Origin of the sequence: Candidatus Enterococcus testudinis (genome assembly GCF_002140915.1) — a bacterium.
Lineage (GTDB): Bacteria > Bacillota > Bacilli > Lactobacillales > Enterococcaceae > Enterococcus_D > Enterococcus_D testudinis.
Map to the genome: position 1 here is coordinate 1,705,188 of NZ_NGKU01000001.1, position 13,588 is coordinate 1,718,775.

7 protein-coding genes are annotated in these 13,588 nt (G+C 43.4%); 1 reads left to right on the forward strand and 6 read right to left on the reverse strand.

Features of this window, described 5'->3' with window-relative positions; genetic code table 11:
• Positions 1-17 precede the first annotated feature (17 nt).
• A complete protein-coding gene (locus A5886_RS08125) occupies positions 18-755 on the reverse strand; it encodes an amino acid ABC transporter ATP-binding protein (RefSeq protein WP_086274489.1) in 738 nt (245 codons plus the stop codon).
• Between the two features lie 268 nt (positions 756-1,023).
• Here A5886_RS08125 and trpS point away from each other — a divergent pair, with 268 nt between their 5' ends.
• On the forward strand, positions 1,024-2,031 hold the full coding sequence (gene trpS / locus A5886_RS08130) for a tryptophan--tRNA ligase (protein ID WP_086274490.1): 1,008 nt from the start codon (positions 1,024-1,026) through the stop codon (positions 2,029-2,031).
• 83 nt (positions 2,032-2,114) lie between these two features.
• Here the strand turns inward: trpS and pheT are convergent, their stop codons facing one another.
• From pheT to A5886_RS08155, 5 genes are all read right to left on the reverse strand, one after another.
• On the reverse strand, positions 2,115-4,532 hold the full coding sequence (gene pheT, locus A5886_RS08135) for a phenylalanine--tRNA ligase subunit beta (protein WP_086274491.1): 2,418 nt from the start codon (positions 4,530-4,532) through the stop codon (positions 2,115-2,117).
• 4 nt (positions 4,533-4,536) lie between these two features.
• Positions 4,537-5,580, reverse strand: a complete 1,044-nt coding sequence (pheS, locus tag A5886_RS08140) for a phenylalanine--tRNA ligase subunit alpha (protein WP_086274492.1) — start codon at positions 5,578-5,580, stop codon at positions 4,537-4,539.
• A gap of 352 nt (positions 5,581-5,932) precedes the next feature.
• Positions 5,933-6,253, reverse strand: coding sequence for a winged helix-turn-helix transcriptional regulator (locus A5886_RS08145; RefSeq protein ID WP_086274493.1), 321 nt, complete (start codon positions 6,251-6,253; stop codon positions 5,933-5,935).
• Positions 6,254-6,317: 64 nt separating this feature from the next.
• On the reverse strand, positions 6,318-9,998 hold the full coding sequence (addA, locus tag A5886_RS08150; RefSeq protein ID WP_086274494.1) for a helicase-exonuclease AddAB subunit AddA: 3,681 nt from the start codon (positions 9,996-9,998) through the stop codon (positions 6,318-6,320).
• Positions 9,991-13,578: a PD-(D/E)XK nuclease family protein gene (locus A5886_RS08155; protein ID WP_086274495.1), complete on the reverse strand. Its 3,588-nt coding sequence runs from the start codon at positions 13,576-13,578 to the stop codon at positions 9,991-9,993. Before A5886_RS08155 ends, addA begins: the two co-directional genes overlap by 8 nt.
• Positions 13,579-13,588: the final 10 nt, after the last annotated feature.

Consider the following 13,588-nt stretch of genomic DNA (forward strand, 5'->3'; position numbering starts at 1 on the left):
TCTAGTTCCTCCTCATCTTAGTGGTTGGTGACTTTGCTTAGAAATTGTTGGGCCCGAATATCTCGCGGCGCATCAAAGAAACCATCAACATCGCGGCGATCTTCTAAGACTTGTCCTTCAGCCATGAACACGATCCGATCCGCTACTTCTCTGGCAAAGCTCATTTCATGAGTCACCACGATCATCGACATGCCTTCACTGGCAATTTTTTTCATGACATCTAACACATCGCCGATCATCTCTGGGTCAAGGGCAGATGTTGGCTCATCAAAAAGCAGCATCTCAGGTGTCATTGCTAAACCTCGTGCGATTGCGACCCGCTGTTGTTGTCCACCTGATAACATAGATGGATAAGAATCTTTCTTATCTAACATCCCTACACGGTCCAACAATTTTTCTGCTAGATTGATTGCTTCTTGCTCATTCTTTTTTAATACTTTGATCGGTGCCAACGTAATGTTTTCTAACACCGTTTTATTTGGATAGAGATTAAAATGTTGGAAAACCATACCAATGTTTTTTCTAACCTCAGTCAATTTGACATCTTTATCGAATAAGTTCTTATTATTGATCAGTAATTGTCCACCCGAAATCGTTTCTAATCCATTGATTGTACGGAGCATTGTACTTTTACCAGAACCAGAAGGTCCGATAACTACAACGACTTCTCCTTTTTCAAATTCAAGGTTAATGTTCTTTAATGCATGAAATTTGCCATAATACTTTTCTACATTTTTAAATTCGATCATTGCCATTGCTTCACACTCCTAGTTTATTTTAAAATTACATGAGTAATTGGTAAGATTTGATTCATATTATAGCCTAAACTTTTTTGTTTTGTAAAGGTGCTTTTCGTTTATCCTTCCTTTAATGATGAAACCACTCTAGTTATTTTACTGATATGTCAGGTTTTTGTCCATGAAAATTTTTATGAAAAAAATTTTGACTTGTTTGGGAACGAGTTGTTTCTTACGCCAAAAAAAGGTAAGATAAACCATATAGAATGGTAAAGGTGGATGAAACGTGAATACAATTTTAACAGGCGATCGCCCGACCGGAAAATTACATCTTGGTCATTATGTGGGCTCACTAAAAAAACGGGTCGAAATGCAAGCTGATCCGGATAATCAACTCTTTGTCATGGTGGCAGATATGCAGGCCTTAACAGACAATGCCAAAACACCGGAAAAAGTCTCCGCAAATATATTAGAAGTTGCTTTAGACTACTTGGCGGTAGGTATCGATCCTGCAAAGACTACTTTATTTATCCAGTCGCAAATTCCGCAACTTTCTGAGTTGACCATGTACTATCTTAATCTAGTCAGTGTTGCTCGGGTGCGACGCAACCCAACGGTCAAAGCGGAAATCGAACAAAAGAAATTTGGTGAAGGTGTACCATCTGGCTTCTTTATTTATCCAGTTTCTCAAGCAGCAGATATCACGGCCTTCAAAGCCAACCTAGTCCCTGTCGGCGAAGACCAAAAGCCGATGTTGGAGCAAGCTCAAGAAATCGTCCATAGCTTTAATACTACCTATCAAGAAGTATTGGTTGAACCCAAAGCGGTCTTACCGCCCAAAGGAATGGGGCGTCTTGCAGGGATCGATGGCAATGGAAAAATGAGCAAATCATTGAACAACGGCATTTACTTGGCTGATTCAGCCGATGTATTGCAAAAGAAAGTCATGAGTATGTATACAGATCCAAACCATATTCATGTCAATGATCCTGGCCAAGTAGAAGGCAACATGGTCTTCACTTACCTTGATGTCTTCGGTACGGACAAAGAAAAAATTGCCGAATTGAAGGACCATTATCGTCAAGGCGGTTTGGGTGACGTTAAAATCAAACGCTATTTGATCGATGTCCTTGAAGCTGAATTTGCACCGATTCGCGCCCGTCGCGAAACCTTCGCCAAGGATCCTGCCGAAGTCATGAATTTACTGAAACTTGGCAGTCAGCAAGCCGAAAAAGTTGCAGCACAAACCCTCTCTGAAGTCAAAAAAGCGATGGGCATCAACTATTTCGCCTAATCGCCATAATCGTAAAGAAAACAGCAAAAAAATCACAGAACGGTCAGTGCCGTGTGTGATTTTTTTGTTTACGAAAATCTATTTTAACGTACTTCTGCTTGTAATGTTTCTTCTAGATTCTTGGTGATTTTGGTCATCGATTGATTGATTTCCTCTTCCGTCAATGTCGCTTCTGGATTGACAAAGGTCAAACTATAGGCCAAAGATTTTTTGCCTGCTTCAATATTTTTGCCTTGATAGACATCGAATAGGCGTACATCTTGCAAGAACCGTCCGGCTGCCGCACGAATTGCAGCAACCACTGATTGGTTGTCCACTTGCTCACTGAGTAATAATGCAATATCGCGATTGACAGCAGGATATTTTGAAACAGTTTGATAGACCGTTTGTTCAGAGGTCTCTTTCAAGAGTTGATCTAAGTCTAACTCTGCTGCATAGGTTTCAGTGACCTCATAACCTTTCGCAGTTGTGGGGTGGATTTGGCCAACAAAGCCAATGACTTCTTCATCCAATAAGATCAACGCTGTCCGTCCTGGATGCATCTCTTTCAATGAATCCGTTGGAATATAGGTGATACGTGTCCTCAAACCTAATTGTGCGAATAGGTTTTCTAACATCCCTTTCACATGATAGAAATCTACTTTTTGGGCTTCTGATTGCCAGTCTTTGTTGTGGACATTGCCAGTTACAGCGATGCTCAAATGATTGACTTCTGTCGGCAATTCTTTTTTGCTGTCCCCAGTTTGTTTAAAGACACGGCCAATCTCATATAGTGCCACGTTGCTGTTTTTACGGGCCAAATTGTAGGCGAGATCATCTAATAAACCTGCGATCAGATTCAAGCGCAAAACTGCACGATCTTCTGTCATTGGCCAGTCTAATCGAGTAACGTGGCTGTCTGTGAAGGTAAACTGCTGCGCTTTTTCTTCAGTGGTCAACGCATAGCTGATTGCTTCACTGACCCCGCTTCCTTCAAGAATCGTTCGAATCGAACGGGTCAACAGTTGCTCACGTGTCAAACGTCCTGCGACTGTTTCACCGGAAGGCAATGTGGAAGGCAAGCGATCGTATCCATAGATCCGCGCCACTTCTTCAATGATGTCTGCTTCGATACTGATATCCCAGCGGCGAGGCGGTACAGAAACCTGATAGGTCTCTCCACTTATGGTTGTATCAAAACCTAAAGCTGCAAAAATTTCTTCGACTTCAGCTGCATCGATGGTTGTACCTAAATAACGATTGATGCGTTCTAATGTGATAGATACTGTCACAGGTTCGATTGTCACTTTTGAACCTTCAACGGCATCTTTCAACACTTCGCCACCTGCTAATTCAGCAATCATCGCAGCGGCCGCATCACATGCAGCAGCAACTGTTGCTTGGTTGATGCCCTTTTCAAACCGTGCAGAAGATTCACTGCGCAAGTTGAATTTCTTAGATGTCAAACGAATCGCCAATGGATCAAATAAAGCTGCTTCTAACGCCACAGTCGTAGTAGTTCCGGTGATTTCAGCGTCTAATCCGCCCATAACACCTGCTAACGCAACTGGCACTTGGCCATTTGTGATCACAATATCATCGTTGGATACTGTGCGAGATTCGCCGTCAAGGGTCACCAATGTTTCTGCATCTTTCCCACGTCGCACCAAAATTTCTTGGCTGTTCAACTTTTGGTAATCAAAAGCATGCAATGGTTGACCAAACAGCAACAGGATATAGTTGGTCACATCCACCACATTGTTGATAGGTCGGATGCCTTCATTCATCAAGCGGTTTTGCAACCATTGCGGACTTGGCGCGATCGTCACATGTTCAATGATTCGAATTTGATAAGCAGGCGTGTCTGCTTCGTCTGTCACAGTGACTTTGATTTTAGACGATGCAGCTGTATCTGCTTCCTTTAGATCAAATGCAGGAAAATGCGGTGTTTGACGATAGATTGCCCCCACTTCATAGGCGACACCCCGCATACTCAATGCATCGGCACGATTAGGTGTAATCGATAATTCAATCAAATGATCGTCCATATCTAAATATGGAAATACTGGTTCTCCAGCAATGGCATCCGCTGGCAAGTAGTAAATGCCTTCTGCGTATTCTTTCGGAATCACACTGTCGCTATAGCCCAGTTCTTGTAGTGAACAAATCATCCCATTGGATACTTGACCGCGCATTTTGCCTTTTTTGATTTTGACATTGCCAGTGATGCGTGACCCTGGCAAGGCAACGATCGCCTTGATGCCACTTTTGACATTCGGCGCACCGCAAACGATTTGAGTGACTTCATCGCCGATGTTGACTTGGCAGATCGACAAATGATCAGAATCCGGATGCGGTTCACAAGCCACAACTTCACCAACGACGATTTTCTTTAATCCTTCTTCAGGCACGTCGATGCCTTCTACTTCAATGCCTGTCACTGACATTTTGTCTGCCAATTCTTTTGGCGTAACAGTTGACAGGTCAAGGTATTCATTTAACCATTTATAAGATACTAACATTTATTCATTCCCCCTTGAACTGACTGATAAACCGAAGATCATTGGTATAAAATTGACGGATATCGTTGACACCATAACGTAACATAGCGACGCGATCTGGCCCTAAGCCAAAAGCAAACCCAGAATAGGTCGTTGGATCGATCCCCGACATTTCTAACACGTTCGGATGCACCATCCCAGCGCCAAGAATCTCGATCCAGCCTGTGTGCTTGCAGACATTACAGCCGGCACCGCCACATTTGAAGCAGCTGACATCCACTTCAACAGAAGGTTCAGTAAATGGGAAATAACTTGGACGCAAACGGATCTCCCGGTCTTCACCAAACATCTTTTGCATCATCACTTCTAGTGTTCCTTTTAAATCACCCATGGTCACATTTTTGTCAATGACCAATCCTTCGATCTGGTGGAATTGATGACTATGTGTGGCATCATCGGTATCGCGACGAAAGACTTTCCCAGGCGAAATCATCCGCAATGGGCCTTTGCTGAAGTCATGGGTTTCCATTGTCCGTGCTTGTACAGGTGATGTATGGGTCCGAATCAAGATTTCATCAGAAATATAGAAGGTATCCTGCATGTCGCGTGCAGGGTGATCTTTCGGTAGATTCATGCGCTCAAAATTGTAGTGGTCGTTTTCGACTTCAAAGCCTTCAACGACCTGATAGCCCATTCCTACGAAAATATCTTCGATTTCTTCCATGATTTGTGTCAATACGTGACGGGTACCTTGCCGCATCACTTTCCCTGGCAATGTCACATCGATTGCTTCTTCAGCCAACGCTTTCTCAAGTGCTGCTGCTTCTAAGTTGCTTTTTGCCGACTCAACAGCTTCTGTTAGACGGTCACGGATCTCATTGGCATAGCTGCCGACTTTTGGCCGTTCCTCAGCGGATAAATCCTTCATTCCCCGCAATACTTCTGTGATTGGTCCCTTTTTACCTAAGACATCGACTCTGATCTGATTCAGGTCTTTGATTGTGGTGCTTTCATTGATCTTAAGAAGCGTTGATTCTTTCAAGGCTTCTAATTTCTCTTGTAAAGACATAAGTCTCCTCCTTCTAAATATGAATAGTGGCAAACGGCGGTTATTTTCTCCTCGACATATGACGGACGGGATTTTTGGCAACAAAAAAAGACGTGTCCTCTAAAAGGAACGACGTCTTCGTGTTACCATCCTCATTCGCAGCAATTTGCTGCGCACTCACTTCAATTAACGACAAGAATACTGCCGACTGACGAATCAGTAAGCTCCAGAAGTGAAATTCATTTAGTGGATACAGGATCTGCTTGCAGTCTATGGCATATCTCCCTTGACTGATCCGGCTAAATTACTAGCTTCTATCATCGCTTTTTCAACTATTCATTTAATGCTAGTTTACCTAAAAACTACACATAAATCAACTGCATTCTGACTCAGATACCCAATTTTCTGCCCAACGCTTCACACTCATCATACTATTTTCTAATGCGACCCCTCTTGGTGTCAAGCAGTATAGATTGCTTTCTTTGCAGACAATGTCTTCCCGCTCTAGTTCTTTCAATCGTTCCACTAATACACGATCACTTACTTGAGGGATTTTATTGGCTAAGTCAACAAATCTTTGTTTGCCATCTTCAAGAAGGACATCAATGATCAAGCCATTCCACTTTTTCCCTAAAATCGAAAATGCTTTCTCGAACTTGGGACAAAGGGCATAATCCGTTTCTGCTTTTAACATTCTCCATCACCTCTTTTGTTTATTATAGCACATTGCTTACGAATTGTAAGAAACACGGCTTGTCTCAAGAAAAATCAAGGACCTTTTGCGCGCGCAATAAGACAAGGAACGTCTGGCGAACAGGTTTGTGCAACGCTTTTTCAAGGGCTTGACTATACAATTTCAACTGTCCATAATAACGATCTTTCATTTTTTGGATCATCTGTTCTTCGTTGCCGAATGTATCATCAGTTTTGAAATCATACAAAATGATTTCATCTGGTAATTCGATATAGCCATCAATGATGCCATGGATCAATAGTTGTGCATCCGGTTCATCGAATCCTTCAAAAATCGTATCCGCCTCTTTCAGCATCGAAAATGGCTGTTCTCGTTTGACCCTATTTGAATACTGCAACACTTTTTCACCTAGTTCAGTATGATAAAACCATAAAATACTCTCGCGGTCAATTTGTTTGGCGATTTCTTCAGAAAAAAATCGGTTTTCTACCAATTGATCAATTAGACCTGTCAAGGATTCTCGTGTAGGTGTTTCCCCCAACGGCAGCATCTGCAGAACCGTATGGGTCGCTGTACCGATCGTTGCCGCCTGTGGTTCAATGTCTTGCATAAATTTTGGTGTAGCCAACGTGTCTTGAACATAGCGGTGTTGCTGCTGTGTTTTTTCTGATGCGCTTTGCCAAGCCAGCAATGTCGTCTGTTGGTCATCAGGATCATTGTACAACCGTTTTAATTCTGACACAGATTGATAACTGGTCGTTTCTGTTGCTTTAGGGTACATGTACTGATAGGCTAAACGCTTCGTCAAATCATCCAAAGCAACGTCATTGCTGCTTTCGACCTCTGTTTCTTCTGTCACTTCAAGGGGGGCGCTTTCTACGGAAAGTGCCTCTTGATTCCACCAAGTGATCGAGAAATGGGCCGGATGATGAATCGTTCGCTTACGATCCGTCGCTTCTGGGAAGACGGCTTCCATATCGGGGTGACGCATCAATGTCCGACCGATCCAGTCCATCAAACTTCCCCGCGCCACCAAGCGCAATGCCGGATCAAGGACAAGGTCTTTTTGAGTCAAGCCTGCCTGCCAAGCTTTGAAGCCTTCTTCTTGGTTTTTGTAAGAACCAACCAAATAAAGTTTCTGCTCTGCTCTGGTCAGCGCTACATAGAGCTTACGCATTTCTTCTGAGAGCGCCTTTTTTAAACGAACCTGTTTGATTGCTTGGAAGGGCAGGGTTTCATACTTGATATTTTCGGCAGCATCGATGTATTGAATGCCAGCACCGAGACTTTCTTCAAAGATATATCGTTTTTGAAAGTCTTGATAATTGAAGAACTTTGTCGTATCCAGCAAAAAGACCACTGGAAACTCTAATCCTTTGCTGGCGTGAACTGTCATGACGCGGACGGCATTTTCGACGGGTGTAGCCAATGGTTCCGCAAGGTCTTTGTTCTTTTCCTGCATCTTTTCCACAAAACGAATAAATTGGTACAAGCCGCGAAAACTGCTTTTTTCATACTTCTCTGCGCGATGGATCAATGCTACAAGATTTGCATAACGCTGCTGACCTGCCGGCAAGCCGACCACGTAATCCAAGTAAGCAGTTTCTTGATAAATACGCCATAATAAATCCGGAATCGTACTGCGGCGTGCGTCTTCACGCCATTGCGCAAGAGCGGTCAAAAAATCGCGGACACGTTGAGCCAATACAGTTTCTTCTTGCAAATGTTCTTGATGATAGGTCAGCAACGCAGCGTAATATTCCCCCATGCGATCCGCCATACGGATCTCAGCCAATTGATCTTCGGTCAGCCCAACTATCGGCGAGCGCAATACAGCAACCAACGGGATGTCTTGATACGGATTATCAATGATCTGCAACAGCGAAACGATCGTTTGGATTTCTGTTGCTTGAAAATAGTTTTGGGCGTCGTTGACAGCCAATGGCAAACCGAATTTTTTGAAGACATCCAAGATGACCAGATTGTTCTTTCTTGTCGGTGTCAACAAGACGATATCACTGTAGGTAACTGGTCGATTTTCTTTGGTTTTTTTGTCGTAGATCATAAACTGATCATCGATCAACCCGCGAATTTTCAATGCGGTGATATGCAATTCACCTTCTGTTTTGTCATCAATCAATGAAGGTGCATCACCTTGTTCTTTTTCATAAAGCAAGATTTCTGTCTGATACGCATCGCTGTCAGGAAAATGTGGGAATCCCGTCACTAAGGCAGCCGCCTCATCATAAGGGATTTGTCCAACACGGGTATCCATTAATTGTTGAAAAACCAAATTGGTAAAATCTAAGACATCGGAACGGGACCGGAAATTTTCCGCCAAAACGATCCGGCGACCACCCTTCTCCGTTTCAAAATCCATGTATTTTTCAATAAAGAGCGTTGGATCTGCTAAACGAAAGGAATAGATCGATTGTTTGACATCACCGACCATAAACATATTGCCAGGATTGCTGTCTACTTGCCGGACCCAGTACAACAGGGCTTCTTGCAAACGATTGACATCTTGGTATTCGTCTACCAATACTTCAGCAAAGCGATCACGGTAATACACAGCAGCCTCGTTGCCATCACCTGACCCTTGCAAAATCTGCAACGCAAAATGTTCTAGATCATTAAAGTCTAAGCGTCCTGTAGCCAATTTGCGTTCTTGAAAAGCAGCCATAAACGCTGCCGTCATTTCTGCCATTTTGTCCACGATCGGTGCTGATTTTTCCAACAGGCCAATCATGTCTGCCGGTGGATAAGGAAAGTATGCTTTCAACTGCTCGACCATTTTTTTGGCATCATCTCGTAACGGCTTGATCTCTTGCGACAATTCTTTTTGTTCTGCTTTGCGAAAGCTTGGATAGCGGGCGTAATTCGGTTTTTGGATACTTTCATAGAAGCCGTCTACTTGATCCGCTTGAACCATTGCTTGCAGCTGCTCAACCAATGAGAGATCTTGCTGCAATACAGCAGCCGCTTTGTCCATCTCAGGCGAAGGATCGGCTAAGTCTTTGGCAGCAGTGACCAAAGAATGCGCGGTCTGCAAAGTATCTTGTAACATGGGCTTGATGAGTGATCGATACAGCGGTTGATCCGCAAAAGTACCCGCTACTAGGTATTGGTCTGCCAAATGTTGCAACCAATGAATCGGATCTGGATTGGCACGGGCAAAATCATATAATGACATGATCAGATCACCAACCCCTTCGTCCGAGCGATCGCTGGCAAAGTTTTCAGTTAGTTTGAAAAACGCTTCGTCATTTTCTTCATATTGCTGATCCCGCAATTGAGTCCAAATCTCTTCTTTCATCAGCAGTGTTTCCGTTTCATCCGTTAGCATACGAAAATTCGGATCTAGATCGATCAAATAATAAAAGCGTCGAATCACTGTCAAACAAAATGCATGCAATGTCGAGATGTTTGCTGTGGGAAGCAGCTGCAATTGACGCACAAAATGCTGACGCCGTTCTGGGTCACTTTCTTGATTGATGGCCTCGTGCAAAGCCTGTTCGATCCGTTCTTTCATTTCTCTGGCCGCAGCTTCGGTAAAGGTCACGATCAACAAAGCATCTACTGTCGTGCCAGCTTTCAGCTTTTCAATGACACGCCGCACCAAAACGGTCGTTTTCCCGGAACCAGCCGAAGCAGAGACCAATAGGTTGTCCCCATGGTCAAAAATAGCTTGCCACTGAGTATCCGTAAAGGTTTCATTTTGCGGTTTTAAAGGGATCTTACTCATGCTCTTCCTCCCTTAAGCGTTGTATAATTTCTTCTTTAGATAAGTTTTCTAATCTATGGTAGTCATTTTCTTTTAACAAAACATCAAATTCGCAGATACTGCGGAAGGGACAAAATTCACACGCACGCTTCTTATCCTTTATTTTGTAAGAAGGATTCAGCGCGATATCCCCACTAAGCAGCCTTTCAGCACTTTGTTGCATATTTTTGCGATTGTGCCCCCGCAGCAAGTCCAACTCATCCTCGGTATAAAACTTGTTCTTGGCTTGAGCTGTTTTTTGATACACATCATTTTTGTCTTTGCGAATAGGAAAGATCAGTGAATTCTTGCTGGTTTCTACTTCTTGGTCTAGTAATGGGAATACGGATGGCTCGTCTATGAATAATCCATCGTATTTAAAGCGTTTCAGCCGTTCATCCTCATCGGCTTCTTGACCATCTAATAATGGGTCATGCACATGCAGATAATAGGCACCGGCAGGATGAACATTGGTGGAGCCAACCAATTGCACAGCATCTGTCAACGCAACATCCAAATAAGTGATCAACTGCATCGCCAACCCATAATAGGCTTCTGACAAATCAAAATCTCGGCTGCTGGATTTGTAATCCACAACAGATAGCCATTGTTCTTCCTCACTTTGCGCGGTGTCTACCCGGTCGATTTTTCCCCGTACATGAAGTTCCCCCCCCGAACTTAATGGCAATTCAATACCATTGATGCCATTGGAACCTGCAATCTGACCGAATAATACTTCTGTTTTTTCCGGTGAAAAATGCATTTTCTGACCTTGTCGCATCAAAGCCCAGGCCACTCGTTGAATGGTTTTGCCCAACTGATAACGTATAAAGTTCATCCGCGCAGAACTTGTGAGTAAGCGATAGCGGCTTTCACCGAATATTTCTTGCAAGACTGCTTCCACAAACTGTGTTTTCTGATCAGCAGTCAATTGTATCAATGAGATATTTTCCGTGATCAGTACTTTGACAAAACGGTCTAACGCATCATGGAAAAACTCTCCAGTCATGGCTGGACTCAAGCCATAAATATCACGTTCCTTCAGACGCAAACCATAACTAACAAAATATTTATATTCACATTGATAGAAGGTCTCCATCTGCGAAATCGAACTGTAGATCGACGAACCATAAAGTGCAGCTGCTTGGTCTTGTGACATAGGAACGGGTATATTCTGATGGGTCTGACTCTCAAAGACTTTATGCGCCAAATCATGCCACTGGGTAGCCAATAATCGCTGCTTAAGTGTTTGCCAAACAGACGGTAAATGCATTTTGTTTTTGTTGGCCTGTTGGCTCAGATTATTGATTTGATAAATCAAACTACGGTACGTGCCGACATAATAGTCTGGCGGACTGGTCAAGGACAAGAACCCACGGTCGACAAAGCGGCTAGTTGTCCGCTGCGTGATCCGTTCTAAATAGGGAGATTGTTTGATATTTTGCTGTGTATCGAAATTACAAGCATAGGACAAATACAAATGATCTGTTGCTGACAGTAATATCCCATAAAACAAGAACGGTTCTTTGACGCTGCCTTCAATGATCGTATCTCGCAGATATTTTTCTCCAGCAAAGTGCTGATTGAATTGTTGTCGCTCTTCATTGGTCAGCAATGTATGGTTCTCGATTTTTCTCGGCAGTGCACTTTCATTCAAACCTAAAGCAAAAGTGATTTTACTTTGTCGAGGACGCGCGAGGTCATGGCGGTTGATGTTGACTTGATCGATGGCCGTCGGGATTTTGCCGAAAGTGACAGTTTCTAACCCTGTCATCACAATATCTTCAAACAAATCAACATCAAAAGGATCTTCACCATATACGGTGATATATTCATCCAAGAGATCCATCAATGCCTGCCACGCTTGCTCATGATTGCGGGCTTGATCTAGCTTCCCTTGATCGATTGCTTGGTCCCGCCAATACCGCAATTGCGTGTCGACACCAGATTGAATCAAAAATAAATACAGCCCTTTCACAGCCTCTTGATTGGTTTTCACTTGGGTCAAAGCTTGTAAACTGTCCGCAATGTCTGTCCGAAAAGCCTGTCGCAACTGATTGGTGTATGCCGTCAGTTCAGAGATAGCTGTTTGTTCTTGTGCATCAATTGAATAGGCTGCCAAAGTCCAATCTTCCGCTCTGGTCCAAACTGCACCTTGGAAATCGTGGGCCAACGCTTGATTCTCCGTCATATCTGTCAGCTGTCGGAAACGATCCCGAGCCGCCTGCCAATCTCCTTCTTCTTGAAACGAATGGGGCAAATACAATTCGGTCCGTAATAGACGAAAGACATCCCGTAGACGGTACCCATATTGCCTGCAAGCAAAAAAAGCGTTTAAGAATTCAACCAAAGGATGTTGCGCCATCATTTGTTCTTCATCTATATAGAAAGGAATCTCATATTCCGTAAATATTTTGGGGATATATTGATGATAGATCTCTGGTTCTGCAACCAGCAACTGAATATCCCGATAGCGCATAGGCGAGGCGTCATTTTTTTCACTCATCAAACGACGGATCTCAGCTGCGATTTGCCGGACTTCTTCTTCAGGATTACCCATTTTCCATAATGACAAGTGGGGTTCTAAAGCTGACTTTTGCTGATAATGTCCTTGAGATTGCGTTTCCCGCCAGAAGGTTTCTAATTCAAGGTACGCTGCCTTTTGCACTGATTGACTGTCCATCGGCGGCAATTTCTGATCAAGATACAACTTGATTCCGTTCTCTTTGGCATATTGGAAAAATTGAAAATAACTGCGCCCAGCTTCATAGAACAAATCCAAAGGCGATGGCAATCCGTTCGTATACGGACGATCCAGCATTAAATCAATGGCTACATGCCCTTTCTCCATCAATACATTGATCAATTGTTGTTCTTGCGTTGAAAAAGTTGAGAACCCATTGATTACAAACAATGTCTTGCTCAAATCAGGCGTATAGCGGTTGGGGCTGTCATTTGACATAGAAAGGTCGTGTGCATCTCCAGTTAAATACCGAGTCAATAATGTGATTGGCTGATCTACTTGCACCCCACGCTCTAGCAATTCCGTTTCAAAGCGTTGAAATATGGCCGCTAATTCTGAGAACTTGCGGGTGGCATCCGTATGGCTGTCGATCAAACCGCCTCCTGCCAATAAATCGGCGACACTCAGTTGACTCGTATGCATTTCTTGATAAAAGGCCAATAACTGCTGCACAAACCCATTTTTGTTGATTTCACCACGGTATAAAATCAATTCTTCTTCCATGTCCAACAATAATTTGCGCATGATCATCGTTGCACCATTTTCAGAAAGCGCCCCTTGAGACAATAATCCTGTTTGCTGCAAATAATACCAAGCCAAGCGATAAAAACTATAGATTTGCCCGCGGATCGATGCGAAATCTCCTGATTGTGTTGCTTTCAACCCTTGCAAGATTTCTCTCTCGCGTTCGAATTTGTTGTAGTTTGGCACGAGGAAGAACACGTCTTGCTGTTCTTCTTGCAGCCACTCTTTAGCCACAGTGATTATGGCTTGTTCGTGGTCGCTGCGGCCGTCGCCGATAATAAATCGTAGACTCATAATTGGCTCC